Source organism: Microbacterium sp. Z11_20 (genome assembly GCF_057197605.1).
Map to the genome: position 1 here is coordinate 463,680 of NZ_JBXVOQ010000001.1, position 25,556 is coordinate 489,235.

The following is a 25,556-nucleotide window of genomic DNA, read 5'->3' on the forward strand; positions in this document are numbered from 1 at the left end:
CGGCAGGGCAGAGCTCGGCAGCGGCAGGGAGCCGGCACGCGGATACCGGCCCGCGGATCGGAGTGCTCGGCTATGCCGCAGGGTTCGAGATGTCGTTCAACCGTGCGACCTCGTCGGCGGTGAGCTCCACCCGCAGGCTCGCAAGCAGGTCGCCGACCTGCTCCGGCCTGGATGCGCTGGCGATGGGCGCCGCGACGGCCGGCTGCTGCCGGAGCCACGCCAGGGCGATGCTCGCGATCGCGACGTCATGGTCGTGGCCGATCTCCTCGAGCGCATCGATGATCGCCAGTCCTCGAGGTGTGGCGTACTGCGACGCGCCGCCCGCGCGCGGCGATTGTCCTGCGGCATCGGGGGACCGGTACTTGCCGGTGAGGAAGCCGGTCGCCAGGGCGGGGTACGGCACGAGTGTCATTCCGAACTCCTCGGCGATCGGAATGACGTGCGTCTCGACATCGCCTCGGTGTACGAGGTTGTAGCGCGGCTGGATGGCGACGGGGACGGCCCCGCCGGCGGCCTGAGCGAGTGAGATCCAGGAGCGGATGCGGTCGGCTGAGTAATTCGACACCGCCGTATAGCGCACCAGGCCGTCCGTGACGAGGTCGTTGAAGGCGGCGACCGTCTCTTCGAGCGGAGTGTCGGCGTCATCGAAGTGTGCGTAGTACAGGTCGATGGTGTCCAGCCCCAGCCGCGTCAACGACGCTTCGGCGGCGGCGCGGACGTTCTTCGGGGAGAGTCCTCGGAAATCGGGGTGGCTGCTCACCTTCGTCGCGACCACCAGATCGCGGGGTTTCCGGGCGGCGAGCCATTCGCCGATGAGCGTCTCGCTCTCGCCACCGGAGTGCCCGCTGACCCACGCGCTATAGCCGTCTGCGGTGTCGAGGAAGTCGCCGCCGCCCGCGTGGAAGGCGTCGAGCACGGCGAAAGAGGCGTCGCGGTCGGCGGTCCAACCAAACACGTTGCCACCGAGGGCGAGGGGGACGACGTCGAGGTCGCTCGAGCCGATGCGGGCCACGCGGACGCGCGCTACTCGGCGGTGTAGTCGTGCGCCCAGCACACCTCGGGCTGGATGAGGAACACGGCATAGCCCGAGCGGTAGGCGTGGTCCTTGCCAGTGTAGAGACGTGCGATCCGGTCGACGATCTCCATCGCCGCATCCCCGTCGATCCGCTCGACCATACGGCCGCGGACGGTCGCCATGTCGAGCGGATTGTCCGGGTGCGTGATCGAGAGTGCGACGCGGGGGTCGGCGCGCAGATTCTTGTCCTTGCGTGAGCCGGCGAGGGAGAAGAACGCGAGCCTGTCGCCTTCGACGTCGACCCACACCGGCACGGAGTGCGGTGAGCCGTCGGGCAGCAGTGTCGCCACATGGGCGACGGCCCCCCGGACGAGATACGGGCGGACGTCTTCCCAGCTGTTCGGCATATCCACAGGGTAGGGGAAGCACGGTGTGGACGGGGGAAGGATGCGCAGGGCAGTCGGGGGCAGTACAGTCTGGTCATGTCACGCCCTCGCGCGATCGCACTATTGACGGCGGCCCTCCTTCTGACCGGCTGCGCCGCTCCGGTTGCCGAGCAGTCCCCGCCGTCGGCGGCGAGCCCGGCGGCGTCGTCGCCCGCCTCCAGCCCCACCCCGTCCGCGCCCGCACCGGTTGTCACCATCACGCTCGATGGCTTCGCTAACCCCGCTGGCGGAACCGGCGTCGCTTTCGACGATGGCGACGAGATCGTCACGTTCGTCGGCTCACTGGTCGGTTCGGCGCCCGCGGTGAGTGACATCGAAGACCCGTGGGGCAACGGTACGAGCATGGGAACGCGTTACGAGTGGGACGACGTCGAGGTGAGTGTCTCCGGTGGCACGGCGAACGTCTGGGTGCGATCGGCCACTCTCGGTGGAGCCCACGTGCAAACCGCCGAGGGGATCACGGTGGGCTCCACGCGGGCCGAGGCCCTGACCGCGGGAGCATGGGACTCCTATGACGAGGACGGTGACGGAATCGCAGACTGGCTGGGCATCGGGGCGGTCGAGGTGCCCGGTACCCAGTCGCTGACCAACCCTGGGGAAACGGGCGTCCAGTTCCTCCTGCTCGGCCTGGAGGGCGACACAGTCAGTGAGATTCAGGCGCCCGCCAATGACTTCAGCGATCTCTGAGCCCTCTCGGCCCGCAGAGCGCTGTGACCGGCGAGAGTCGCCGCGGCCCGCAACCGTCGTACAGTCCCGCCCAACCTGGTAGTTCACCGCAGAACCGGTTCGGCCGGGCTTGAGCGATATATCGTTATGTATCGTCGAGCTGTTCGTGCTCGGCACAGGGAGGTCATCATGAGCGGTTCATTCATGGGCGACGCGTTCGGCGGATTCGGCGGCGCAGGCCGCCCGAGCACGGGTTCGGGTTCCAGTTCGGGCTCCGGCGCCGGTTGGCCGATCAACGGCCTGTGGGACGCGATGGAGCAGTTCAGCAAGTCCTTCATGCCCAAGCCCAGCACGCGGATGCAGCGCGGCGACGTGCGCGCGGCGGTCCTCGCGCTCCTCGCCGAGAAGCCGATGCACGGCTACCAGATCATTTCCGAGATCGAAGAGCGCAGCGGCGGCAGCTGGAAGCCGAGCCCCGGTTCGGTGTACCCCACGCTGCAGCTCCTCGCCGACGAGGGACTCATCGACGCCGAGGAGTCGGGTGGTCGGAAGACCTATTCGCTCACCGACGAGGGACGTATCGTCGCCGGCGCCGAGACCGACAAGTCCGCACCCTGGGAGACCTCGGGTGCGCGCGAGGGCGGGCGTCACTCGACGCTGGCCAAGGCGGGCATGGATCTCGCCCAGGCGGCCGCACAGGTGGGTCGCTCGGGCAGCCAGGAGCAGGTGAAGGAAGCCGTCGCCGTGCTGGATGAGGCACGTCGGAAGCTCTTCTCCATCCTCGCTCAGGGCTGAGGTTGTCCGCGTCCGGCCCCCTGCCTGCCCACGGGCGTCAGGGGAGTTCGGCGACTGACGCCTACGCGATGCGCGCCCGCTATCGCCGCATCATGCGGTTCGCGGCCCGATACCTGGTGCAGTCGTGGTGGTACGAGCTCTTCCTGCCTCGCATCGGGTTCGCCCGGCTGGCCGCGCGCGGCCGGGCGATCCGACTGCAGCGCATCGCGCGGCGTTTCCACGTGCTGGCGGTGGATCTCGGCGGACTCATGATCAAGGTCGGACAGTTCATGTCCTCGCGGCTGGACGTCCTGCCCCCGGAGATCACGAGCGAGTTGCAGGGGCTTCAGGATGAGGTACCGCCGGTGCCGTTCCCGGCGATCCGCGAGCTCGCCGAGTCCGAATTGGGCGTGCCGCTCGAGCGGGCGTTCGCGTTCGTGGATCCGACGCCGTTGGCCGCTGCATCCCTCGGCCAGGCGCATCGGGCGCGGCTCGCCGAGGCGGATGCCGCCGACACGGGGCTCGCCGCGGTGGTCCTGAAGATCCAGCGGCCCGGGATCGACCAGGTCATCGACGTCGACCTGCGCGCCCTGCGCCGCGTGGGGCAGTGGCTCACCCGGGTGAAGGCGGTGGCCGACCGAGTGGACATGCCGGCGCTGGTCGAAGAGTTCGCCGCCACGAGCTTCGAGGAGGTCGACTACCTCCACGAGGCCGCGAATGCGGAGAGGTTCGCCGCTTCGTTCGCCGGCGACGGCCGCGTCGCCGTGCCCGAGGTGGTGTGGGAGCGGACGACCAGGCGGGTGCTGACGCTGCAGGATGTCACCGCGATCAAGATCAACGACCGGGAGGGGCTTCGCGCTGCCGGGATCGATCCGTCCGAGGTCGCCGCACAGTTCGCCGCGGTCATGTTCGAGCAGGTCTTCGCGCACGGCTTCTTCCACGCCGACCCGCATCCGGGCAACATCTTCGTCACGCCGCTCGGCATGGCCGACGACGGCGGGCGCGCATGGCGCTTCACCTTCATCGACTTCGGGATGATGGGCGAGGTTCCCGACAACCTCCGCGCCGGTCTGCGAAAGGCGATCATCGCGGCGGCATCGCGCGACGGCCGCGGTCTGGTCGCTGCGATCCAGGACGTCGGCGCCCTGCTGCCGTCAGCCGACAACGCCGAACTCGAACGCGCGCTGACTGCGGTGTTCGCCCGGTTCGGCGGGATGGGGTTCGCCGAACTTCAGCAGGTGGATCCGCGGGAGTTCCGCGCCTTCGCGACGGAGTTCGGCGACGTGCTGCGGTCGCTGCCGTTCCAGCTGCCGGAGAACTTCCTCCTCATCATCCGCGCCATGTCGTTGACGTCCGGGATGTGCAGCTCGCTGGACCCGGCCTTCAACGTCTGGGATGCCGTCGAGCCCTATGCCGATCGCCTGATCCGCGAAGAGAGCGGCAACGTCGTTCAGGGCTTCGCGGCAGAGGCGGCATCGGCGGCCGGCACGATGATGCGGCTGCCGCGACGGGTCGATGAGGTGATCACGCGGATAGAGGAGGGACGGCTCTCGGCGCAATCCCCGCGGATCGAGCGGCGAATCCGCGCGCTCGAGCGTCTCGGGCGCCGCGTGCTCGCGGCCGTGCTGTTCGCAGGGCTGCTGATCGGCGGCATCCTGCTGCGCCCGGAAGAGGCGGTCTTCGGGGCGGTGCTCATGGCCGTGTCGGTCGTGCCCCTGCTCTACGCGCTCTTCGCGGGGTTCGCCGGCCGCCGCGGCTTCGACTGACTTCCGTCGGCTCCTCACCACATGGTGGGCCGGCATCGGCCATGCTGGTCGCGTGACCACAGTGGATCTCAAGAAGGAGATCGCCGGATACGGCGCCCAGCGCACTTTCGAGATCGTCGACATGCCCCCGCTGCGGTACCTCACCCTGGAAGGGGCCGGCGACCCGAACACCGCCGCGGAGTATCGCGCCGCCCTGGAGACGATCTACCCCGTCGCGTACAAGCTGAAGTTCCTCAGCAGGCGTGAGCTCGATCGCGACTACGTGGTCCCGCCGCTCGAGGCGCTCTGGTGGGCCGACGACAGGGAGGCCTTCACCTCCGCACGCGACACGTCGCAGTGGAACTGGATGCTTCTCAATCTCGTGCCCGATTGGGTCTCCGACGACGACGTCGTCCGCGCGCTCGACGCGGCAGGGGATGCTCCGCTTCTCGAGCGACTGCGTGTCGACACGGTGGCCGAGGGCCGGTGTGTCCAGATCCTCCACGTCGGCTCCTACGACGACGAGGCGCCGGTGCTCGCGGCGATGCACGACGAATTCATCCCGAGCCATGGGCTGCAGATGAGCGGCCGCCATCACGAGATCTACCTGAGCGACCCCCGCCGTACCGCTCCGGCGAAGCTCAAGACCATCCTGCGACAGCCGGTGACACGGCCTTAGTACCAGCCGACGCGGACCGACTGCTCCCACGCCCCGCACGGCGTGCCGTAGCGGCCGGAGATGTACCCGAGGCCCCACGAGATCTGCGTGCCGGCGTTGGTCTGCCAGTCGGCACCGGCCGAGGCCATCTTGCTGCCGGGGAGTGCCTGGGGGATGCCGTAGGCGCCGCTGGAGGAGTTCGACGCGTTCACACGCCAGCCCGACTCCTTGCTCCACAGCGACACGAGGCAGTTGAACTGATCCTCGCCCCACCCGCGAGCGGCGACCATGCCACGGGCGGTCGCCTGAGCGCCCGCGGGGCTGTTGTCGCCCGTACCGGCGGGCACGGCCGGGAGCGGCGCTGTGCCGCCGGAGCCGGCGGGGCTGCTGCTGCCGCCACCACCGCCCGTGGACGGCTTCGCCGCCTTCGCCGCTGCGGCAGCGGCTGCCGCAGCGGCCGCCTCTGCTTCGATGCGCGCCTTCTCCGCGGCCTCTTCTTCGGCCTTCTTCTGGATCGCGCCCTCGAGGCCGCCTCGCAGCTCGGCGACGCGGATGTCGACGGATGCGACGAGCTCGGCAACATCCTCGGTGAGCGCCGGCATGAGGGGAACGGGGAGGACGTGGGCGCCCTCGAGTCGGTCGGCTGCGGCCTCGAGCGATGCAGTGTCGACCGACGTGTCGGGCTGACCGATGTCGAGGCCTGAGGCGGCGATGTCGGCCTGCACGGTGGCCGCGGCCTCAACGGAAGCGCCGGCGGCGGCGACCGCATCCTGCGCCTCGACGAGCTCGGGAGCGGCGGGCTGAATCTCCATCGCCGCGCCGAAGGAGGCGAGAGCGTAGGTGCCGGCGGGCGAGGGGGTGGCTGCGGCGGCCTGGGGGACAGGCACCGTGCCGGTCATTCCGACCGTGCAGGCGGCGGCGAGGACAAGGCTCCCGACGACGAGAACCGGGCGGCGGCGCGTGCGGCGTTCGGCCTGACGGCGGGTACGGCGGGTGGAGACGGATGATGTGTTCGGGCGCATGAAACCGGTTCCGTATAAGGGGTCCACGCCGATGAATCGGCGCCTCGCGTCCGCGTCATGCGGACATAAAACCCCAAGCTTGGCAGTCGTTACCTGGGCGTTACCTGGGTGGTGTGGTCGGATCGCGTCCGGGGAAAGGCCGATCCGGAGCCTATTCGGCCAGCCGCGGGCGTCGATGCGCGGGTCGTCAGCGGGGCCCGCCGGATGGTCACCGCCACCCGCTACGGTAGGCGGTTGTAGTTCCTATATACATTCGATGAGGAGTGCCCCGTGGTCGCTGGTCTTCCTGCTTTCCGTGCCGCCGCCGGCGCGCTGCTCGGTGCGGCGCACGTCCTCGGTGACGACGCGCTCGAGCACTATTCCGACCCGTTTCCGGTCGGGGACCCGGACGAGTTCCGCACGAGCCTCGTCGTGCGGCCGGCGACGGTCGAGGAGGTCAGTGCCCTGGCACGGCTCGCGACGGAGACCGGGGTCACGCTGTGGCCGATCTCGCAGGGCCGCAACAACGGATACGGCGGCCGGAGCCCTCGGATGAGCGGCAGTGTGGTCGTCGATCTGTCCCGCATGGACCGCGTGCTGGACATCGACGGCGTGAGCGGTACGGTGCTGGTCGAGCCGGGGGTGCGGTTCTCCGACCTCTACACCGCCGTGCGCGACAGCGGTGCTCCGTTCTGGACGTCAGCCCCCGACCTGTCGTGGGGGAGTGTCATCGGCAACGCGCTGGAGCGCGGGCTGGGATACACCGCGTACGGGGAGCACTCCGCCCAGGTGTGCGGATTGGAGGTCGTCCTGCCCGACGGGGAAGTCGTCCGCACCGGCATGGGCGCGATGGAGGGCAGCAGGACGTGGCAGCTCTACAAGCCCGGCTTCGGCCCCGCCGTGGACGGACTCTTCTTCCAATCCAACCTCGGCATCGTCACCAAGATGGGTCTGTGGTTGATGCCGAAGCCCGAGGCGTGGGCCGCGGTCGACGTGGCCGTGGACGGATTCGACGATCTGGCACCGCTGATCGATGCGATGCGTCCGCTCAAGCTCGACGGCACGATCCAGAGCACGGTCGTCATCGGTGACCCGCTGGGTGCGGCCGCGTTCTCCGGTCCCCGCAGCGCGTGGCAGGAAGACCGCGGCATCCTGGCACCCGGCGTGCACGAACGGATCATGGAGCGCTACGGTGTCGGCCGCTGGAACATGACCTTCGCGCTCTACGACCACGCCGAAATGCTCGATGCCCGCATCGGGGTGGTCGAGCGGGCCTTCGCGGCGATCCCGGGCAGCCGCGTCACGGTGACGAGATACGCGGGGGATGCCGGGCCCGAGGACATCGCGTACGGCCATCGCATCAAGGCCGGCATCCCGGACATGTACGCCGAGAAGCTGTCGTTCTGGTTCGGGGGTCGCGGCGGGCACGTCTCCTTCGCGCCGGTCCTGCCCCTCGACGGGACGGAGGCCCTCGCCCAGGTCTCCCGCCTCCGCGAACGCTTCGAGGCCGCCGGATTCGACTACTGCGGGGCGTTCACGGCGGCGGGGCGCTCGATCGTCCATGTCACCGAGGTGCTCTACGACCGCGACGACGCCGAGCAGGTGGCGCGCGGCCGCGCCCTCGTGCACGGATTGATCGCAGACCTGGCGCGCGACGGGTATGGCGAGTATCGCGGACACCTCGCCTTCATGGACGACATCGCCGCATCGTTCGGCTGGAACGATCGCGCCCTCGGGAGGCTGCACGGCCGCCTCAAGGATGCGCTCGACCCGGCCGGCATCCTCGCGCCGGGTAAGCAGGGCGTCTGGCCGGGGCTCGGGGACTGAGGGCGGCAGGGCGTCAGGTCACCGTCCGTCGACGACCGACATGAACCCGGCGAACGCGAAGATCCCGGGTACGGCGTACAGGAAGATGAGCAGCGCGAACCACCCGATCGCGCCGATGATCGGCCACACCCCGCGGTTGGGGTCGCGGATGTCGAGCCGCCGGCCGTCGGAACCGATGCGCGGCGTCGGTGGAACCCAGACGACGTCCGGCTCGTCGCGCGCGGCCCGCAGCGCGACGAGCGCGCGGGGCACCTCCTGACCGGGAACCCGCTCGTCGACGTATTGGCGCGCCGTGGACATGACGCGCGGGACGACGCTGGTCAGCGCAGCGCCGACCGACTCCCAATGAGCGGGGGCGCTGAAGTCGACCGGCGACGCGAAGAAGACGAGCGTGTCGTCGACGATCTCCACGTTGTAGCCGCTCGCGTCGTCGATCAGGGCAGCCATCACGTCGGGAGTGAGGACGTACAGAGCGTCGGCGCCGTACGCGGCGGGGGAGTAGGCACGGAACCAGCGGTCGAAGTCGCCCTCGAGGGAGAGCCGCTGGCTCCGGCCGACGGCGACGGGGAGGTCGCTGCGCGCACCGTCGTTCGAGGTCGCGTCCAGGATCAGATGCGGCAGCGGCGCGGGCAGCCGGACGGCGATGTAGTGCCATCGGGTCGAGCGGGCGCGGCGGTGAGCGAGGGTGCCGAACTCCACGCCGGGGGCGACGAATCGCGGATACACGTTCACGCCCCGGGTCGCCGGGGTGATCAGTGCGGAGAAGGTCGCTACCGTACTCGGGCGCGGCACGAACCCGTTGGCGAGAGCGGTGAGGTCGCGCCGCCAGTTCTTCAGTCGCGCGCGGGGCGAGGGCGGGAGGGCCGCCCAGCGGCGCAGCCAGTGGCTGCCGTACAGCCACGCCGCCAGCAGCGCGATGATCACCAGGAGTCCGATGACATCGGCTGCGCGGGTCTCCCCGTCCTGATAGGAATCCACCCGTACCCCGATGATCATGAAGGCGATGCAGAGGTACCAGAGGATGAGGCAGTGATTCACGTGCACGAGCACCGTGCGCCGGGTGGGGACCCACGTCGGTCGCGAATCGTGACGCACGGCCGCCATCGCGGCAGCGACCTCTGCTTCGGGCGCGGTCAGCCACCGCAGATCCATGGTCATCGTTCGGCCTCCCCGCATCGGCCGGCTCAGAGGCACGGCGGATGACGGCATTCGACGCGCCCGATCGGGTTCGGGCGCGAGTGCTGGATCAAGCATGCCTCCTAGGCTGAACGGATGCCGTCCGCGACACCGACCCCGCTCGCGTCGTGGCGATTCTCCGGCCGCCTTCGCCGTTATCAGGCGGACGTGCTGGAACGCGTCGACGTGGATGCCGGTTCGCCGCTGCACATCGTCGCCCCACCCGGTTCCGGCAAGACCCTGCTCGGGCTCCTTCTCGCCGCGCGCCGAGGGCGCCGCACGGTCGTCTTCGCTCCGACGACGACGATCCGGGGGCAGTGGGCTCGGGCCGGAGCATCCCTGGCCCCCCACCCGGCGGGGGTCTCTGAGGATCCCGAGCGCCCCGGCGACCTCACCGCCCTGACTTATCAGGCCCTCAGCGTGCTGGACACGGCCACTCCCTTCGCGGGCTCGCCCGCGCGCGCTGGCGCGACGAGCTCGAAACCGACGGGCTCTCCTCGGACGCGGCGGGGAGGTGGCTCGACGAGCTCGAGGCCGGCAACCCGAAGGTCTACCGGCGCGGCATCGCGAGCCGGGCACGGACTCTGCGCCGACGGGTGGTGCGGGAGGACGCCGACGTGCTCGCGTCGGCGTTGCATCCCAACGCCCTCGCGCTCATCGACCGGCTCGTCGCCGAGGGGGTGGAGACGATCGTCCTCGACGAGTGCCATCATCTGCTCGACCACTGGGCGGTCGTGATCGCCGCCCTCGTCGCCCGGCTGCGGGCCGCGGGCGGGGCCCCACTGCTCATCGGGCTCACCGCGACCCTCCCCTCGCCGGACGACGCCGACGAGTACGACAACTACACGGCGCTCCTCGGCGAGGTCGACTACGAGGTGCCGGTTCCGGCGGTGGTGCGAGAGGGAAACCTCGCTCCCTACCGCGACCTCGTCCGCTTCGTCGAGCCCACCGGCGACGAGCTCGCCTTCCTCGCCGCGCACGCCGAGGGTCTCGCCGTGCTCCTCCGTGCGACCTTCGCGCACGACACCGGCCTGCGATTCCTCGTCGACCGCCTTCAGCCCGAATCCGAGCCGCATGCCGGCCGGTCCGAGCTCGAGCCGCCGCCGCACCTCTCCGAGGCCGACTCCGTGGACGTGGGCCTGGGCGCTGCGTTCGCCGATGATTTCGCGGGGTCTGAGGCGGCGGCCGCGATGCTCGCCACGGTGGCTCCGCAGCACCCGCTCGTCGCGCGGCTGCCCGATGTCGCGCGGCGCCCCCCGACCACCGACGAGTCGTTGCGACTGCTCGCCCGTTTCGCACTGGATCGCCTGCTGCCCCATCCCGCCGAACAGCCGAGATGGGAGCGCATCCGGCGCACCCTGGCCGACTTCGGCCATGCGCTCACCGACCGGGGGGTGCGCCGCACGCGCGACCCGGTCGACACGATGCTCGCGTCCTCGCTCGCGAAGGACTACGCCGCGTGCGACATCCTCCGCCTCGAGCGCGAGGCTCTGGGCGGGGAGGGATTGCGGGCCCTCGTCCTGACCGACTTCGCCGAGCACGGCAACACGCACGGCGGGCTCGTCGGCATCGCCGGCGCGCTCCGCACGTTCGCCGTCCTGGTCGCGGATGCGGCCACCGCGGGGGTGCGGCCGATCCTCGTCACCGGCACGCGCACGCGCATCGCCACGCGTGACGCCGACGTGCTCGTTCCCGCGCTCGAAGAGCTGCTGGGCGTCCCGGTGGTGGCGGCGCCGGTGCTCGAGGCGCCGCACCTGTCAGAGGTGCACGCGCCGGGCGCCGGATCGGCGGGGCTCGTGCGCGCCGCATCCGCACTCCTCGTGCGCGGAACGGTGCAGGTCGTGGTGGGAACGCGGGGACTCTTCGGCGAGGGCTGGGACTGCCCGGCCGTTCACACCCTCATCGATCTGACCGCGGTCGCGACGGCATCGGCGACCCAGCAGCTGCGCGGGCGCACCTTGCGGCTCGACCCGTCGTGGCCGGAGAAGGTCGCGCACAACTGGACGGTCACCGCGCTCCTTCCGCCGGCCTTCCCGCTGCAGACGCAACCCGATCTGAACCGGCTCCGCCGCAAGCACGCACGGCTGTGGGGCCTCCACGCCGACGAGCCGTCGCGCGTCGTACGGGGGCTGTCCATCGCCCTCACCGCAGAGCAATGCGTGGCGCTGGAGGGCGTGCGCGCGAAGCATCCGGCGGCATCCGTCGACGCCCTGAACGGTCTGCAGGAGGTTCCGGCGCGGTCGGTCACCCGCGGTGCGTGGCGGATCGGGGAGGAGTACGACGATCGGGAAAGCGTGAGCGCTCTCGTGCCGCGGCGGCACCAGCAGCCGGTGTTCCGCACGAGCGCGCCGGCCTCCCGCGCGCTGGGCGGCGCGTTCGGGGGCGTGGCGGCGGCCACCGCGCTCGGCTCGACAGGCGCTCCGCTGGTCGGATTCGTCCTGGCGGCTCCCGAAGCGGGGATCATCGCCGGAGCGGTGGCGCTCGCCCTCGGGCTCAGCACGGCGCCGCCTCTCGCGCGAGCGTGGCTCCAGACGCGCGCGCAGTCCAGGGATGCCGCCGAGACCTACCGCCGGATCGGCACCGTCGTGTGGGAGGCCCTCCGCCGGGCCGGACGCGTCGCCGATACGGACGTGTCGGCCGCGGTGTCGGAGGGCGAACCGCAGGGCGCTTTCGTCCCCATCGCGATCGAGGCGCCGACCGCCGCGCTGGCCGATCAGCGCACGTTCGCCGCCGCGCTGACCGAGCTGTTCGGTGTCGTGCGGACCCCGCGCTTCCTGATCGAGACCGGGAGCGGCGGCCGTACGGGCGTTGTGCGTGCGGTGCTGAGGCGGGCCGATCGCGAACGCCCGAGGCACTTCCTCTCCGTTCCCGCCGTGATCGGCCGTCGGCGCGGGGATGCGGAGGCCTTCGCCGCGGCGTGGGAGCGCGAGGTCGGCCCCTGCCTCCTCCACGCGATGGACCGGCCTGGTCGGCTCGCCCTCATGGCCCGGGCCCGTCGCGGCGGCGGCGAGTGGGCGCTGCCCGTCACGCGAGAGGAGTGGCGGTGAGCGGCTCACCGTTGCGACGCCTCTGCTCGCGCCCTCGCCCCGGGGTGGTTCCGCTCGGCGGCGCGGGGAATGTCGGAGGTATGTTCTAGTCTTTTCCCATGACCACAGACCGCCTTGACCCGCTGGAGTACTCCGGCGTGGACGGCGAGGCGCTGTGGCACGAAGCCCCCGGCCTCCCCGACGAGCTCGACCCGATCGACCTGGTGACCGAGGTGTCGACGATGATGTCGGTGTTCGCCGCGCAGCGCTTCGAGCGTGTCGAGGCGATGCACCGTGAGGCGCTGACGGAGGCGACGACGTTCCGCGGAGCGTCGCCGGAGATCATCGAGCGGTCGCTGCGCCTCGAGCTGGCTGTGGCGTTGCAGATGACCGAGCATGCCGCCGACCGGCTGCTGATCACCGCCGAGGGCCTCGTGGCCCGGTACCCCGCGATGCTCGCGTCGCTCTCCCGGGCGCAGACCACCGAGCGGCACGCGGAGGTGTTCGTGGAGCTGGTCGACACGGTCGAGCCGGCGCTGCGGGAGGAAGTGGTCCCCATCGCGGTCGAGTTGGCCGAGGCGCATCCTCTCGGCACGTTCCGCCGGTTGCTGCGCAGACTGGTCGAGACCGTCCGCGCGGCGACCTTGGCGGAGCGTCATCGTGACGCGATCGCGACTCGGCGAGTCGTGATCGAGCCGTCGGCCGACGGGATGGCGTGGCTGCTCATCCACCTCCCGGCCGTCGAGGCGCACGCGGTGCACGAACGAGTCACCGCCATGGCGAAGATTCTCGCCGCCGAGGAGGGCGAGGAACGCACGCTCGATCAGCTCCGGGCCGACGTGGTGGGCGATCTCCTCATCGATGGCGCGGTGGCTGCACATCCCGACGCTGCCCAGGGCATCCGGGCGACGGTGGCCGTCACGGTCCCCGCTCTCGCCCTCCTGAATGACGAACTGGCCGCCCGGAGCGAGCCGGCCATGGTGGAGGGGGTCGGGCCCATCCCGATCGAACGGGCACGGGAACTGGTCGGCACGGCCGACGGGTGGATGCGGATCCTCACGCACCCCGAAACCGGGATGGTGCTCTCCGTCGGACGCACGAAGTACCGACCGCCCGGCGCTCTGCAAGAACTCGCCCGCTGGCGGGCAGGCCGATGTATGGGCCCCGGGTGCGCACTTCCGGCCTCCCGATGTCAGATCGATCATCAGGTCGCGTGGGAAGACGGCGGTGCGACGGAGCTGTCCAATCTCGCCCCGCTCTGCCAAGGGCACCACACGATCAAGCACCACGGCGGATGGCACGTACGCCAGGTCGACGGCGGCGGAGCGATCGAATGGACCTCACCCCTCGGTCGGCGCTACGTCGTCCAACCGGAGCGCCGGGTTCCCGTCTTCCGCGCCGCGTGAGCACAGCGTCGGGGGCGTGCGTTCACGCCATGATGGTGCGAGTGATCGGCAGAGCGCAGTGAGCAGAGCGAAGTGAGCAGAGCGCAGTGATGTCCAAGAGGCGCGTCTCGAGCGGCCGCCGGGCACAGCCGATCCGGGGCGGCTTGACGGCGCTGTTCGCGATTCTCGTCGTGAGCCTGGCGGTCGTGGTGGTCGCACCGTTGTGGGCGCCGCACTCGGCTCCCGGCTCCACCGCGGCGCCGGCAGACACCGCGGCGCCGGCAGACACCGTGGCGCCCGCGGACACGCGTGCGGAGGCCGCGGAAGCCCTCGACGCTCTCGCCGCGCTGGAGACGGTGTCGGGGCAGTCCATCGCCCGCTACTACCGGGAGTCTTTCGGACGGGCATGGCACGACCACGACCGCAACGGGTGCGACACCCGCAATGACGTGCTGCGGCGGGATCTTCACGATGCGGTCCTCAAGGTCGGCACGAACGGATGCAAGGTGCTCTCCGGCATCCTGGTGGACCCTTATACCGGCGAGCAGGTCGAGTTCGTGTCGGGCGCGGACACATCGGTGCTCGTCCAGATCGACCATCTCGTGCCGCTCGCGTGGGCCTGGCGGCACGGTGCGGAGTTCTGGAGCGAACAGGAGCGGATCGCGTTCGCGAACGACCCGGACAATCTGCGGGCGACCGCGGGCGCGGTGAACCAGTCGAAGGGGAGCTCGGGGCCCGCGGACTGGTTGCCGCCGTCTGAGGCATCGCATTGCGAGTACGCCCACGACTACACCGCCGTGCTCGCCGCGTGGGAACTGGGTATCAGCACCGCCGAACGGCACGTACTGGAACGCACCCTTGCGCGCTGCTGAGCTCGGGGGGTGGAGGAACATTTCGCACCCCGCCAGCGTTTGCTAGTCTTGAGTGTCACTCGTGTGGCTCGTTCCGCACGTCCAGGCCCCGGCCTGGGTGACATCGCACGAAATCAATCCGCTTCGCTTCGGCTCGCGCCGTTTCGTCTCGGTTGCTGAGCGTTCCCGCTCAACGATCGTATGGCTGCGGAATGCCTCATCCTCAACCGGGGGAGAGGCACGAGCAGAAGCCCGACACAAACCCAACTAGGACAGCCCACTACATGACTACCGCAACGACCGCCCCGGCCACCAAGCAGGTCGCGATCAACGACATCGGCTCTGCTGAAGACTTCCTGGCCGCGGTCGAACTGACCCTGAAGTTCTTCAACGACGGCGACCTCATCGAAGGCACCGTCGTGAAGATCGACCGCGACGAGGTGCTCCTCGACGTCGGTTACAAGACCGAGGGCGTTATCCCCTCGCGCGAACTTTCCATCAAGCACGACGTTGACCCCAATGAGGTCGTCAAGGTCGGCGACCACGTCGAGGCGCTGGTTCTCCAGAAGGAGGACAAGGAAGGCCGCCTCATCCTGTCCAAGAAGCGTGCGCAGTACGAGCGCGCCTGGGGCGACGTGGAGAAGATCAAGGAGACCGACGGTGTTGTCACCGGCTCCGTGATCGAGGTCGTCAAGGGTGGCCTCATCGTCGACATCGGCCTCCGTGGCTTCCTGCCGGCATCGCTCATCGAGCTGCGCCGCGTCCGCGACCTCACGCCGTACCTCGGCCAGGAGATCGAGGCGAAGATCCTCGAGCTCGACAAGAACCGCAACAACGTGGTTCTCTCGCGCCGCGCTCTGCTGGAGCAGACGCAGTCCGAGTCGCGCTCGAACTTCCTCAACAACCTGCACAAGGGCCAGGTCCGCAAGGGCACGGTCTCCTCGATCGTCAACTTCGGCGCGTTCGTCGACCTGGGTGGCGTGGACGGCCTCGTGCACGTCTCCGAGCTCTCGTGGAAGCACATCGAGCACGCGTCCGAGGTTGTCGAGGTCGGCCAGGAGGTCACCGTCGAGATCCTCGAGGTCGACCTGGACCGCGAGCGTGTCTCCCTGTCGCTGAAGGCGACGCAGGAAGACCCGTGGCAGGTCTTCGCCCGCACCCACGCGATCGGCCAGATCGCACCGGGCAAGGTCACCAAGCTCGTTCCGTTCGGTGCGTTCGTTCGCGTCGCAGACGGCATCGAGGGCCTCGTGCACATCTCCGAGCTGTCGGGCCGCCACGTCGAGCTCGCCGAGCAGGTCGTGTCGGTCGGCGAAGAGGTCTTCGTCAAGATCATCGACATCGACCTCGAGCGTCGCCGCATCTCGCTCTCGCTCAAGCAGGCGAACGAGTCGGTCGACCCGTTCGGCACCGAGTTCGACCCGGCCCTCTACGGCATGGCCACCGAGTACGACGAGCGCGGGGAGTACAAGTACCCCGAGGGCTTCGACTCGGAGACCAACGCGTGGCTCGAAGGATTCGACGAGCAGCGCGAGAAGTGGGAGCAGGAGTACGCCGCTGCCCAGGCTCGCTGGGAGGCCCACAAGGCCGCCGTCGCCAAGGCCCTCGAGGCCGAGGCGAACGCTCCGGCTCCGAGCGCGGATGCTCCGGCATCGACCGGTGGCGGAGGCTCGTACTCCTCGGAGTCGGCCTCGGCCGGCACCCTGGCCGACGACGCCGCTCTCGCCGCTCTGCGCGAGAAGCTGTCGGGTCGCTGATCCAGCACTGATGTAACGCTCCACCCAAAGCGGGCCGGAACCTTCGGGTTCCGGCCCGCTTTTCGTTTCCCCGTCGCCTCACGCCCTGTTCGACGCGCAGGCCCTGTCGCGGTCGGCAGGGCGCTTGCCTACCTACGCCACATTGGTGATAACCTAAAGCCTGTAGGTCTACCGGATGGGAGAGCGGGCGATGGCACGAGCGGGCGTGACGGTCGACCGCATCGTCCGCACGGGCGCGGAGCTCGCCGACGAGCTCGGCTTCGACCGGGTGACGGTCGCGGCGGTCGCGCGGAGGCTCGGCGTCCAGACGGCGAGCCTCTACTCGCACATCCTCAGCACCGGCGATCTCAGCGTCCGCATCACGCTCCTGGCCCTCGAAGAACTCGCCGACCGCGCGGCCGAGGCGGTGGCGGGTCTATCGCGCCGTGACGCGATCGCCGCGCTGATGAACGCCTACCGCGACTATGCGCGGGAACACCCCGGCCGGTTCGCAGCGATGCTGGCGACCGTGGATGGCGAGACCGCGGCGTCCAGCGCCGGCCCCCGCCATGCCCGCCTCGCCGAGGCGGTCCTGCGCGGGTACGGGCTGGATCCCGGCGCGACCGTCCATGCCGTCCGCCTGCTGGGGAGCACGACGCGCGGCTTCATCACCCTCGAGATGAGCGGCAGCTTCGCCCACACCGCCCCGGCTCCCGAGGAGAGCTGGGTGCACATCATCGACGCGCTCGACGGGCTCCTTTCGCAGGGCCCGGCGGCGTGGCACACGACCCCGGGAGAACCATGACCCTCAACGATCTGCGCGTGGTACCCCTCGACGAGGGGCTGGTGCGGGGCGCGGCCGAGCTCGAACGCACCGAGCGGGGGCTGCTGCCGCACCGGCTGCCCGCGTGGGCCCGGGCCGAAGCATCCGATGCCCAGCTCGCCATGGTGCAGTCCCAGCCCTCCGGCGTCCGACTGGTCTTCCGCACCACCGCGACGGCCATCGAACTGGACGTGCGCCGCAGGCGTGTGGCGTATGCCGGACTCCCGGCGCGCCCCGACGGGGTCGTCGACCTGGTGGTGGACGGCCGCCCGGCCGCCTGGTCCACGACCTCCGACGGGATCACGACCGTGATCGACATGGCCACCGGCGCGCGCTCCACCCAGGAGGGCCCGGCGAGCACCGCTCGGTTCGGAGACCTGCCCGCCGGGGAGAAAGCCGTCGAACTGTGGCTCCCGCACAACGAGACGGTCGAACTCCTCGAGCTCCGCGCCGATGCGCCCGTCCTCCCGGCGGAGGACACGCGGCCCGTCTGGGTCCACCACGGCAGCTCCATCAGCCAGGGCTCCAACGCCACCCGGCCGACGGGGATCTGGCCCGCAGTCGCCGCGCGTATCGCGGGAGTCGAGCTGGTCAATCTGGGGTTCGGCGGAAGCGCGCTGATGGATCCCTTCGTCGCGCGCGTGATGCGCGACACCCCCGCGGACGTGATCAGCCTCAAGCTCGGCATCAATGTGGTCAACACGGATGTGATGCGGCTGCGCGCTTTCGGCCCGGCGGTGCACGGCTTCCTCGACACGATCCGCGACGGCCATCCCCGCACACCGATCGTCGTCGTCTCGCCCATCTTCTGCGCGATCCACGAGGACACGCCGGGCCCGGGGGCCTTCGACCCGGAGGCGCTGGCGCAGGGCGAGGTGCGTTTCATCGCGACGGGCGACCCGGCGGAGCGGGCCGCGGGGAAGCTCACCCTGACCGTGATCCGGGCGGAGCTCGCGCGCATCGTGACGGATCGACGCCGTTCCGACCGCCACCTGCACTACGTCGACGGACTCCGGCTCTACGGCGAGGAGGATGCGCAGGCGCATCCCCTCCCCGACGCCCTCCACCCCGACGCTGCGACCCACCTCCTCATCGGAGAGCGGTTCGCCCGCCATGGGTTCGCCGACGCCCTGGAGCGCGCTTCCGGCCGCCTCTGACCCCGGCCGGCGACCGGGTGTCAGCCGACGGTGCCGGCCCGAGCACCGCACGATGGCACCGCAGGGGGATGTGGGCGGGCAGGGGCCATCCGTAGCGTCGGAGACATGATCACAGCGGAAGGCCTCACGAAGAGGTACGGACACAAGACGGCCGTGGACGACGTGTCGTTCACGGTCAGCCCGGGCAAGGTCACGGGGTTCCTCGGCCCCAACGGCGCGGGCAAATCCACGACGATGCGCATGATCGTGGGCCTTGACCGGCCGACGTCCGGCCACAGCACCGTCAACGGCAGCGACTACCGGCGCCTGCGCGCGCCGCTCACCGAGGTCGGGGCGCTCCTCGACGCCAAGGCGGTGCACACCGGCCGCACGGCGAGGAACCATCTGCGCGCCATGGCAGCGACCCACGGCATCCCCGCGTCCCGTGTCGACGAGGTGGTGGAGCTCACGGGCATCGGTTCGGTCGCCGGGAAGCGCGCCGGCAGTTTCTCGCTCGGCATGGGCCAGCGGCTCGGCTTGGCCGCGGCGCTCCTCGGCGACCCGCACACGCTCATCCTCGACGAGCCCGTCAACGGACTCGACCCCGAGGGCGTGCGGTGGGTGCGGCAGTTCGTGCGCCGCATCGCCGCCGAAGGGCGCACCGTGCTGCTCTCCAGCCACCTCATGAGCGAGATGGCGCAGACGGCCGACCACGTCATCGTGCTCGGACGGGGAAAGGTGCTGGCGGATGCCCCGCTGCAGGAGCTCGTTCGGGCCTGGACCACCGCGGCCGTCCGGGTGCGCACGCCGCGCGCGACCGAGCTGGCGGCGGCCGTCTCCGGGCAGGGAGTCGAGGTCGTCACGACGAGCCCCGACTCGCTCGACATCCATGGGCTCCCGGCCGCCCGCATCGGCGACCTCGCCGCCGAACGCGGCATTGCGCTTCACGAACTGACCCCGACCACCGGGTCCCTGGAAGAGGCCTACCTCGCCCTGACCGGCGAATCGGTCGAGTACCGGACGAAGGAGATGGCATGACCACCGCATCCGTGACATCGGCATCGCCGCGGCTCCGGACGAGCCCCTACCGGCTCACCTTCCCCCGGGCGCTCCGCAGCGAGTGGATCAAACTGTCCACCCTGCGATCGACCTGGTGGTCGATCGGCATCGTGGCCTTGCTCACGATCGGGATCGCCGTGCTCATCGCGCTGGCGGTGGACGGTCCGGGGTTCGCCGGCATCCAGGCGGTCGTCCTGCCCGTCCAGTTCACGATGCTGCTCGCCGGCATCCTCGGGGTGATCGCGGTGACGGGCGAGTACTCCACCGGGATGATCCGGTCCACCCTCACCGCCGACCCGAGCCGCGCGTCGGTGCTCGCGGCGAAGGCCGTCGTCGTCGCCGGGCTGATGTTCGCGGCATCCCTCGTGATCTTCGTCGGCGCAGCCCTCGCGATTACTCCGATCCTCGAGCCGAGAGGCAATGGAATCGCGTGGGGCGCGGCGGACGAATCGTTCCTGCCGCTCCTGGCGGCGGCGTTCTCGATGGCGATCTTCGCCCTCATCGGGGCGGCATTGGGGTTCCTCCTGCGCAGTGGCGCCGGCGCGATCGCGGCCACGATCGCTCTCCTGTTCGTCCTGCCGATCGTCGTGGGCATCTTCCCCGCGTTCGACCCCACGGCGTGGCAGTGGCTGACCGATCTGAGCGCGTACCTGCCGTCGGCGGCGTCGCAGAGCCTCATCCTGCCGCTTCCCGACACCGGGCTGAGCGCCACCGCGGCACTGGTCACGCTGTGCGGATGGGCTGTCGCGGGGCTCCTCGCCGCCTGGGCGGTGCTCCGGATGCGCGACGCGTAAAGTCGACGCCGTGCCGAGCCCGCGCAGCCGCCGTTCCTCCTCGCCCGCCGAGGAGGAACTGCGGCTGCCGCGCGCCCCGGGGCTCATCCGGCAGTTCTGGGCGCGCCATCCGCTCTTCGCCGACATCCTGATCGCCCTGATCTGCCTGGTGCTTTCGCTCCTTCCCGCGGCGCCGTTCCAGCCGGCCGATCTGCGGGACGGAGAGTCGGCCGTCGACCTGCCCTGGGCATCCGCGATCCCGCTGGCGGCCGTCGCCGCGGCATCCGTCCTGCTGTTGTCGCGCAGGAGACAACCGACCCTCGTCTTCGCCGCGTGGTTCGTCAGCGCCGCGACCTTTCTGCTGTTCGATCCCACCAGCGGCAGCCCTCTCGTGCTCGTCGCCACCTATTCGCTGGCGGTCTACCGCTCGTCCCGCGCGTGCTGGGTCGGGTACGGCATCGCCATCGGAACGCTCGGCCTCCTGGGGCTCGCTCTGGTGGGCAGCGGCAGCCTCACCCTCCAGACGGCGAGCACCGCGGTCATCGCGGAAGCGGTGCTCGGACTCATCGGTTCGCTCATCGGCGTCAACGTCGGCAACCGGAAGCGATACCTCGAGGCGGTGCTCGCCCGGTCGCGCCAGCTCCTCGTGGAACGCGACCAGCAGTCGCGCCTGGCCGCAGCGGCCGAGCGGGCGCGGATCGCGCGCGAGATGCACGACATCGTCTCGCACTCGCTCACCGTGGTCGTCGCCCTGTCCGAAGGCGCGGCGGCGACGCCCGACCGCGAGCGGGCGCGCAGTGCCATGGATGCGGCAGCCGCGACCGCACGCGAGGCGCTGACGGAGATGCGAGCCATGCTCGGCGTGCTTCGGGAGAGCGCCCCCGACGCCCCGCTCGCGCCCATGGAGCCCGTGGCCGCCGAGGCCACGGTGGCCGCCGCCCAGCGCGCGGGTTTCCCCGTGACGCTCGCCGTCACGGGATCGCCCTCCGGGTCGGACGCCGTGCGCTTCGCGATCGGGCGGATCGTGCAGGAGGGCGTGACCAACGCCATGCGGCACGCCCCGGATGCGACGGGCATCGAGGTGCGGATCGGCTACGCGGATGCGGAGGTGCACGTGACAGTGCGGAACGACGGTGCTTCGCGACCCAGGGGGTCGGGAGGATTCGGCATCCAGGGCCTGATCGAACGGGCGGCGCACGTCGGGGGGAGCGTGACGTCCGCGCTCACCCGCGACGGCACGTGGGAGCTTCACGCCGTGCTCCCCGCGGCTGCCGCCGACGCGCGGGATGTGCCCGCCGAGTTCTCGGCGCCCGGGGAGGCACGCGCATGAGCGACCCCATCCGCATCCTTCTGGTCGACGACCAGGAGCTCATCCGCGTCGGATTCCGCCTCGTGCTGGAGGCAGAACCCGACATGATCGTCGTCGGGGAGGCGGCCCAGGGCGAGGCGGCCATCGCCCAGGCGGCCCGGCTGAGGCCGGACGTCATCCTCATGGACGTGCGGATGCCCGGCGTGGACGGCATCGCGGCGACCGAGCGGATCGTCCAGGCCGAACCGCGGGCGAGGGTGCTCGTCCTCACCACCTTCGACCTCGACGAGTACGCCTTCGGAGCCATCCAGGCCGGCGCGAGCGGATTCCTCCTGAAGGACGTGCAGCGCGCCGACCTGACTGCCGCCATCCGCTCGGTCCACGGCGGAGACGCGGTGCTCGCGCCGCGCGTCACGCGCCGGCTCCTGGACCACGTCGCCTCGCGGATGCCGGGGACACCCGCCGGTCCCGATCCCGCGACGCTCCTCACCGAACGCGAGAACGAGGTCTTCCGCGCGATCGGGCGGGGCCTCACGAACGCCGAGATCGCACAGTCGCTGTTCCTCAGCGAATCGACGGTGAAGACCCACGTGGGACGCGTTCTGGCGAAGATCGCCGCCCGTGACCGCGTGCACGCCGTCATCCTCGCCCACCGCTGGGGCCACGTCGCCCCCGACGACCGGGGCCCCTGAGCCGGCGTGCCGGGCATCGTGAGCGGATCGCGGGGCGGCGGATCTCGGCCGGTTCGCGGATCCCCTAGCGTGGGGGAGTGAGCGGCTTCACCGGACACCTGCCAGGAAGCCGCGTCTACCGTCGGCTCCTCGCCGGTCTCTTCTTCGCCGGCGTCGCGACGTTCGCGCAGCTGTACTCGCCGCAGGCGGTGCTGCCCATGATCTCCGACGACCTCGGCATCGCACCCGCCACCGCCGCACTGTCGATCTCCGCGTGCACGCTGGGCCTGGCGCTGGCGGTCATCCCGTGGTCGATGGTCGCCGACCGCATCGGCCGGGTCGCCGCCATGGGGATCGGCATCCTCGCCGCGACGGCGCTCGGCATCGCGGCACCGCTGGCGGGCGACATCGGGCTGTTCCTGGCCATCCGTCTCGTCGAGGGCGCCGCGCTCGGCGCCGTGCCGGCGGTGGCACTGGCGTACCTCAGCGAGGAGGTGGATGCGGGACACGCCGCAGCTGCGGCCGGCAGCTACATCGCCGGCACCACCGTGGGCGGGCTCGCCGGGCGGCTCGTTTCGGGTCCCGTCGCCGACCTCACCGAGTGGCGCGCGGGCCTGTGGGCCGTTGCCGGGCTGTGCGCGGCGGCGGCCGTGCTGTTCCTCTGGCTCGTGCCGAGGGCGCGCGGATTCGTGCCGCACCGGCACGCCCCCGACCCCGGGCCGCGCATCGCCGCCCGACTCGGCCTGAACCTCCGCTCGCCGGTGCAGCTCACGCTTTATGCGCTGGCCTTCCTGCTCATGGGCGGTTTCGTCGCGATCTACAACTACCTCGGATTCCACCTCACCGCGCCGCCCTTCGCGCTGCCCGCATGGATCGTCACCCTGCTCTTCCTCGCGTACCTGGCCGGTACGGCGTCCTCGCCCTGGGCGGGTGTGCTCGCCACGCGGCACGGGCGGCTCCCGGTGCTCCTGGCATCCATCGCTCTCAGCATCCTGGGACTGCTCGTGATGCTGGTGCCGGCCGTGCCGGTGCTGCTGGTCGGGCTCGTGGTGTTCACGGCCGGCTTCTTCGGCGCGCACACGGTGGCCTCGGGCTGGGCCCCCGCCGCGGCACGCCCCGACACGCGAGCCCAGGCATCGTCGCTGTACTACCTGGGCTACTACGGCGGATCGAGCGCCCTCGGATGGGCGCTCGGATGGGTGTTCGCCGACTCGGGGTGGGAAGCGTTCCTCGCCGCCGTCATCGCGACCTGCGTGGTGGCCGGTGCTCTGGCGGCGGGAGTTCTCCGCGGGCGGGGCCTGACCGCCGTCGGCCGGACATCGCGTTAGGGTCGGCGCATGGCCGAGGCATCCGACTACTGGGTCGACGCGGGCATCATCCTGGGATGGAATCCGAGCCTGTGGGATGAGTGGCCCGGCTCTTACGCTGCCGTGGTGACGGGCGTCGCGGCCGGTACCCCGTATGTCACGCAATGGTCCGTCGGATCCCGGCGCGAGGTCGAGCCCGGCACGGATGCCTGGTTCCTCCGCCAGGGCGGCTCCCACGGACTCATCGGCCATGGCACGGTGCTGACGCATCCGTACGAGGACGTGCATTTCGCCGACGCCCGCCGCACGGCCCGCTTCGTCGATGTGGCGTTCGACACGCTCGTCGTCGAGGAGGACCGCGTGCCGCGCGACATCCTGGAGGTCGTCGTCCCGGAGGTGGCCTGGCGGTATCAGTTCCGCTCGGGAAATCGCGTCGCACCGGAACCGAACCGGCGCCTCCGCGACCTGTGGCGCGACGCCCTCACCGGCCTGCCGGGACGCTGACGCGCGGCCCGGCCCCGTCAGCGAGGGCGTCGCGCGCGGGCGGCGGAACAGTACGGGAGGAGGCCGTCATCGGGATCGCGCGCGCGGGGGGCACGCGCGCGATCCCGATGACGAGCCCGATGCCGGCGACCAACAAAAGGATCGACAGCAGCAGGTCATCCATACTTGCTCGCATCTGTTCGGTGGGGGGGTATCCGACGACGCTCTTCGAGCCTAAGCGGCACTCATCCGCGTGTCTGTAGACCGTATGGGGGACAGCCGTGTCGGCGCCGGGCCGTACGCTCGGCGGATGCGAAGGACGTGCCTGGTCGACGGATGCGGCGCTGCCGTGGACGCCGACGCACCGCTCGCGCTGTGCCCCCGGCACTACGCGGTGGCGGGGGAGTGGGACGCCCGCGAGCACGGCGTCACCGACCTGCTGCCCTCGCCGTGCCTCGTGTGCGCGTCACGTCTGGGTGTCCGATGGCCGAGCGGCTGGCAGTGCGCGGCGTGCGAGTGGCGGCACGGCGACGTGCCCGACGACGACCTCCCGCCGCCGCGTGTGGACGTCGTCTACTACCTCCGCTACACCGACCGGGTGAAGATCGGCACCACGGCGAACCCCCGCCGGCGGCTGGCGGCGATCCGCCACGACGAGCTCCTCGCGTTCGAACGCGGCGACCGGAGCCTCGAGGCCCGGCGCCACGTCGAGTTCGCCGTGGACCGCTACCCCGGCACGGAGTGGTTCCGGCTCTCCGGCACCCTCACCGCGCACATCGCGGTGCTCGGCGCGGGTGCCGGCGACCCGTGGACGCTGTGGGCCCGCTGGCAGAGCGACGCACTCGCCCACCGCGGCTGACGCCGGGGCGAGGTGTCAGGTGGCCGGCGGCCCGAACATCTGGATCTCGCTCACCGCCTCGAAGCCCATCCGGCGGTACACGGCGATGGCCATCTCGTTGGACTGCAGGGTGACCTGGGCAAGGCCCTCTTCACGCGCTCGGGATACGGCAGCGGCCACGACAGCGGTCGCCGCGCCGCGCCGCCGGTAGGCCGCCTGGGTCGCGACGAGGTAGATCCCGGCGAGGTCCCCGGTGATCAGCATCTCGACGGTCGCGCGGATGGCCCCGTCGGCGACGTACCCGTATCGGATCAGCCGGTCCTCGTCGTACCTGCGCGCCGGGTCCAGCGCCGCGATCTGCGGGATGACGGCGTCGGGCACCTCCATCGGCGCGGCGTACGCCCGCACCCACTCCGCGGCCTTGCCGGTGCGCTCCCACTCGATGATGCCCGTCGGCGCGTTCGGAGCGGAGTAGGCCGAGGAGCGGGTGAGATCCATCGCCATGACGGTGCTCGTGCCGTAGTGCGGTGCGCCGAGAGTACTCAGCGTCTCGCGCGTCCGAGGGTGGGACTGGTCCGTGACTTCCCAGATCCAGGGGACGCCCGTCATCCGCCGCCGGACGTCTCCGACGACCTCATCCGGGTGCATCTCGTTGTGGGTGACCCCGTTCAGGCGCGGGTACTGCGCGCCGCTGCGGTAGATCTGAAGCGGGCCGGTGACCGACCCCTCCATTCCCCATCCCTGCCAGAAGCGGCGGTAGTTCGCCAGCAGGGCCGTGAGGTCGTAGGCGGTGTCCGTTGTCAGACTCATGGCCACAACGGTAGGCACCGCCGACGCAGGAGAGAACCGGG

At 70.8% G+C, this 25,556-nt stretch carries 24 protein-coding genes and 1 pseudogene; 19 read left to right on the forward strand and 6 right to left on the reverse strand.

The genetic code is table 11. The annotated features are described in order from the left end of the window. Positions 1 to 70: 70 nt before the first annotated feature. The gene (locus tag AC2DFQ_RS02245; protein WP_484532815.1) at positions 71 to 1,012 is read right to left on the reverse strand and encodes an aldo/keto reductase; all 942 of its coding nucleotides are present in this window, start codon (positions 1,010 to 1,012) and stop codon (positions 71 to 73) included. A gap of 11 nt (positions 1,013 to 1,023) precedes the next feature. After that, complete coding sequence (locus AC2DFQ_RS02250; protein WP_484532816.1) at positions 1,024 to 1,422, reverse strand: TIGR03618 family F420-dependent PPOX class oxidoreductase; 399 nt, start codon at positions 1,420 to 1,422, stop codon at positions 1,024 to 1,026. A gap of 75 nt (positions 1,423 to 1,497) precedes the next feature. Between AC2DFQ_RS02250 and AC2DFQ_RS02255 the strand changes: the two genes are divergently transcribed. The 4 genes from AC2DFQ_RS02255 to AC2DFQ_RS02270 all read left to right on the forward strand — a co-directional run bounded on the left by AC2DFQ_RS02255 (position 1,498) and on the right by AC2DFQ_RS02270 (position 5,325). Then, positions 1,498 to 2,148 (forward strand): hypothetical protein, encoded by a 651-nt coding sequence (locus AC2DFQ_RS02255; protein ID WP_484532817.1) that lies wholly within the window; start codon positions 1,498 to 1,500, stop codon positions 2,146 to 2,148. Between the two features lie 168 nt (positions 2,149 to 2,316). After that, positions 2,317 to 2,922, forward strand: a complete 606-nt coding sequence (locus AC2DFQ_RS02260; protein ID WP_484532818.1) for a PadR family transcriptional regulator — start codon at positions 2,317 to 2,319, stop codon at positions 2,920 to 2,922. A gap of 92 nt (positions 2,923 to 3,014) precedes the next feature. Beyond that, the gene (locus tag AC2DFQ_RS02265) at positions 3,015 to 4,667 is read left to right on the forward strand and encodes an ABC1 kinase family protein (protein ID WP_484532819.1); all 1,653 of its coding nucleotides are present in this window, start codon (positions 3,015 to 3,017) and stop codon (positions 4,665 to 4,667) included. Positions 4,668 to 4,719: 52 nt separating this feature from the next. Continuing rightward, complete coding sequence (locus AC2DFQ_RS02270; protein WP_484532820.1) at positions 4,720 to 5,325, forward strand: GyrI-like domain-containing protein; 606 nt, start codon at positions 4,720 to 4,722, stop codon at positions 5,323 to 5,325. Here the strand turns inward: AC2DFQ_RS02270 and AC2DFQ_RS02275 are convergent. Then, positions 5,322 to 6,326 carry an aggregation-promoting factor C-terminal-like domain-containing protein gene (locus AC2DFQ_RS02275; protein WP_484509455.1) on the reverse strand — a complete coding sequence of 335 codons (1,005 nt, stop codon included), beginning with the start codon at positions 6,324 to 6,326 and terminating at the stop codon, positions 5,322 to 5,324. The two genes, AC2DFQ_RS02270 and AC2DFQ_RS02275, sit on opposite strands and share 4 nt — an antisense overlap. Before the next feature lie 270 nt (positions 6,327 to 6,596). Between AC2DFQ_RS02275 and AC2DFQ_RS02280 the strand changes: the two genes are divergently transcribed. After that, positions 6,597 to 8,132, forward strand: coding sequence for an FAD-binding oxidoreductase (locus AC2DFQ_RS02280; RefSeq protein ID WP_484532821.1), 1,536 nt, complete (start codon positions 6,597 to 6,599; stop codon positions 8,130 to 8,132). 18 nt (positions 8,133 to 8,150) lie between these two features. Here the strand turns inward: AC2DFQ_RS02280 and AC2DFQ_RS02285 are convergent, their stop codons facing one another. Continuing rightward, a complete protein-coding gene (locus tag AC2DFQ_RS02285; RefSeq protein ID WP_484532822.1) occupies positions 8,151 to 9,290 on the reverse strand; it encodes a hypothetical protein in 1,140 nt (379 codons plus the stop codon). A 114-nt stretch (positions 9,291 to 9,404) separates the two neighbouring features. Between AC2DFQ_RS02285 and AC2DFQ_RS02290 the strand changes: the two are divergent. The 13 genes and pseudogenes from AC2DFQ_RS02290 to AC2DFQ_RS02350 all read left to right on the forward strand — a co-directional run. Next, a pseudogene (locus AC2DFQ_RS02290) lies at positions 9,405 to 9,644 on the forward strand (DEAD/DEAH box helicase family protein); the annotation flags it as partial. Between the two features lie 260 nt (positions 9,645 to 9,904). Continuing rightward, positions 9,905 to 12,355 carry a hypothetical protein gene (locus AC2DFQ_RS02295; protein ID WP_484533134.1) on the forward strand — a complete coding sequence of 817 codons (2,451 nt, stop codon included), beginning with the start codon at positions 9,905 to 9,907 and terminating at the stop codon, positions 12,353 to 12,355. A 98-nt stretch (positions 12,356 to 12,453) separates the two neighbouring features. After that, positions 12,454 to 13,740 carry an HNH endonuclease signature motif containing protein gene (locus AC2DFQ_RS02300; protein WP_484532823.1) on the forward strand — a complete coding sequence of 429 codons (1,287 nt, stop codon included), beginning with the start codon at positions 12,454 to 12,456 and terminating at the stop codon, positions 13,738 to 13,740. 89 nt (positions 13,741 to 13,829) lie between these two features. Next, complete coding sequence (locus AC2DFQ_RS02305) at positions 13,830 to 14,591, forward strand: HNH endonuclease family protein (RefSeq protein WP_484532824.1); 762 nt, start codon at positions 13,830 to 13,832, stop codon at positions 14,589 to 14,591. A 263-nt stretch (positions 14,592 to 14,854) separates the two neighbouring features. Continuing rightward, positions 14,855 to 16,327 (forward strand): 30S ribosomal protein S1, encoded by a 1,473-nt coding sequence (gene rpsA / locus AC2DFQ_RS02310; RefSeq protein WP_484509449.1) that lies wholly within the window; start codon positions 14,855 to 14,857, stop codon positions 16,325 to 16,327. Between the two features lie 190 nt (positions 16,328 to 16,517). Next, entirely contained in the window at positions 16,518 to 17,111 is a 594-nt protein-coding gene (locus tag AC2DFQ_RS02315; protein WP_484532825.1) for a TetR/AcrR family transcriptional regulator, read from the forward strand. Then, positions 17,108 to 18,286 (forward strand): SGNH/GDSL hydrolase family protein, encoded by a 1,179-nt coding sequence (locus AC2DFQ_RS02320; protein WP_484532826.1) that lies wholly within the window; start codon positions 17,108 to 17,110, stop codon positions 18,284 to 18,286. The genes AC2DFQ_RS02315 and AC2DFQ_RS02320 overlap by 4 nt, the downstream gene beginning before the upstream one ends. A gap of 105 nt (positions 18,287 to 18,391) precedes the next feature. After that, a complete protein-coding gene (locus AC2DFQ_RS02325) occupies positions 18,392 to 19,303 on the forward strand; it encodes an ABC transporter ATP-binding protein (protein ID WP_484509446.1) in 912 nt (303 codons plus the stop codon). After that, positions 19,300 to 20,118, forward strand: coding sequence for an ABC transporter permease (locus AC2DFQ_RS02330; protein ID WP_484532827.1), 819 nt, complete (start codon positions 19,300 to 19,302; stop codon positions 20,116 to 20,118). Before AC2DFQ_RS02325 ends, AC2DFQ_RS02330 begins: the two co-directional genes overlap by 4 nt. A 10-nt stretch (positions 20,119 to 20,128) precedes the next feature. Beyond that, complete coding sequence (locus AC2DFQ_RS02335; protein WP_484532828.1) at positions 20,129 to 21,427, forward strand: sensor histidine kinase; 1,299 nt, start codon at positions 20,129 to 20,131, stop codon at positions 21,425 to 21,427. Then, positions 21,424 to 22,098: a response regulator gene (locus AC2DFQ_RS02340; RefSeq protein WP_484509443.1), complete on the forward strand. Its 675-nt coding sequence runs from the start codon at positions 21,424 to 21,426 to the stop codon at positions 22,096 to 22,098. The genes AC2DFQ_RS02335 and AC2DFQ_RS02340 overlap by 4 nt, the downstream gene beginning before the upstream one ends. 77 nt (positions 22,099 to 22,175) lie before the next feature. Then, positions 22,176 to 23,405: an MFS transporter gene (locus tag AC2DFQ_RS02345; RefSeq protein WP_484532829.1), complete on the forward strand. Its 1,230-nt coding sequence runs from the start codon at positions 22,176 to 22,178 to the stop codon at positions 23,403 to 23,405. 9 nt (positions 23,406 to 23,414) lie between these two features. After that, positions 23,415 to 23,888 (forward strand): hypothetical protein, encoded by a 474-nt coding sequence (locus AC2DFQ_RS02350; RefSeq protein WP_484532830.1) that lies wholly within the window; start codon positions 23,415 to 23,417, stop codon positions 23,886 to 23,888. Here the strand turns inward: AC2DFQ_RS02350 and AC2DFQ_RS02355 are convergent. Next, a complete protein-coding gene (locus AC2DFQ_RS02355) occupies positions 23,866 to 24,051 on the reverse strand; it encodes a hypothetical protein (protein ID WP_484532831.1) in 186 nt (61 codons plus the stop codon). The two genes, AC2DFQ_RS02350 and AC2DFQ_RS02355, sit on opposite strands and share 23 nt — an antisense overlap. Positions 24,052 to 24,177: 126 nt before the next feature. Between AC2DFQ_RS02355 and AC2DFQ_RS02360 the strand changes: the two genes are divergently transcribed. Beyond that, positions 24,178 to 24,726 (forward strand): GIY-YIG nuclease family protein, encoded by a 549-nt coding sequence (locus AC2DFQ_RS02360; RefSeq protein ID WP_484532832.1) that lies wholly within the window; start codon positions 24,178 to 24,180, stop codon positions 24,724 to 24,726. 15 nt (positions 24,727 to 24,741) lie between these two features. Here AC2DFQ_RS02360 and AC2DFQ_RS02365 read toward each other — a convergent pair whose 3' ends face one another. After that, a complete protein-coding gene (locus AC2DFQ_RS02365; RefSeq protein ID WP_484532833.1) occupies positions 24,742 to 25,515 on the reverse strand; it encodes a GNAT family N-acetyltransferase in 774 nt (257 codons plus the stop codon). Positions 25,516 to 25,556: the final 41 nt, after the last annotated feature.

What these genes read in the sequence shown, in the direction of transcription:
- AC2DFQ_RS02260 (WP_484532818.1), top strand. Translation starts at nt 2,317, where the DNA reads ATGAGCGGTTCATTCATGGGCGACGCGTTCGGCGGATTCGGCGGCGCA.
- AC2DFQ_RS02250 (WP_484532816.1), bottom strand. Translation starts at nt 1,422, where the DNA reads ATGCCGAACAGCTGGGAAGACGTCCGCCCGTATCTCGTCCGGGGGGCC.
- AC2DFQ_RS02325 (WP_484509446.1), top strand. Translation starts at nt 18,392, where the DNA reads ATGATCACAGCGGAAGGCCTCACGAAGAGGTACGGACACAAGACGGCC.
- rpsA (WP_484509449.1), top strand. Translation starts at nt 14,855, where the DNA reads ATGACTACCGCAACGACCGCCCCGGCCACCAAGCAGGTCGCGATCAAC.
- AC2DFQ_RS02285 (WP_484532822.1), bottom strand. Translation starts at nt 9,290, where the DNA reads ATGACCATGGATCTGCGGTGGCTGACCGCGCCCGAAGCAGAGGTCGCT.
- AC2DFQ_RS02350 (WP_484532830.1), top strand. Translation starts at nt 23,415, where the DNA reads ATGGCCGAGGCATCCGACTACTGGGTCGACGCGGGCATCATCCTGGGA.
- AC2DFQ_RS02300 (WP_484532823.1), top strand. Translation starts at nt 12,454, where the DNA reads ATGACCACAGACCGCCTTGACCCGCTGGAGTACTCCGGCGTGGACGGC.
- AC2DFQ_RS02320 (WP_484532826.1), top strand. Translation starts at nt 17,108, where the DNA reads ATGACCCTCAACGATCTGCGCGTGGTACCCCTCGACGAGGGGCTGGTG.
- AC2DFQ_RS02265 (WP_484532819.1), top strand. Translation starts at nt 3,015, where the DNA reads ATGCGGTTCGCGGCCCGATACCTGGTGCAGTCGTGGTGGTACGAGCTC.
- AC2DFQ_RS02340 (WP_484509443.1), top strand. Translation starts at nt 21,424, where the DNA reads ATGAGCGACCCCATCCGCATCCTTCTGGTCGACGACCAGGAGCTCATC.
- AC2DFQ_RS02255 (WP_484532817.1), top strand. Translation starts at nt 1,498, where the DNA reads ATGTCACGCCCTCGCGCGATCGCACTATTGACGGCGGCCCTCCTTCTG.
- AC2DFQ_RS02330 (WP_484532827.1), top strand. Translation starts at nt 19,300, where the DNA reads ATGACCACCGCATCCGTGACATCGGCATCGCCGCGGCTCCGGACGAGC.
- AC2DFQ_RS02355 (WP_484532831.1), bottom strand. Translation starts at nt 24,051, where the DNA reads ATGGATGACCTGCTGCTGTCGATCCTTTTGTTGGTCGCCGGCATCGGG.
- AC2DFQ_RS02315 (WP_484532825.1), top strand. Translation starts at nt 16,518, where the DNA reads ATGGCACGAGCGGGCGTGACGGTCGACCGCATCGTCCGCACGGGCGCG.
- AC2DFQ_RS02360 (WP_484532832.1), top strand. Translation starts at nt 24,178, where the DNA reads ATGCGAAGGACGTGCCTGGTCGACGGATGCGGCGCTGCCGTGGACGCC.
- AC2DFQ_RS02365 (WP_484532833.1), bottom strand. Translation starts at nt 25,515, where the DNA reads ATGAGTCTGACAACGGACACCGCCTACGACCTCACGGCCCTGCTGGCG.
- AC2DFQ_RS02275 (WP_484509455.1), bottom strand. Translation starts at nt 6,326, where the DNA reads ATGCGCCCGAACACATCATCCGTCTCCACCCGCCGTACCCGCCGTCAG.
- AC2DFQ_RS02305 (WP_484532824.1), top strand. Translation starts at nt 13,830, where the DNA reads ATGTCCAAGAGGCGCGTCTCGAGCGGCCGCCGGGCACAGCCGATCCGG.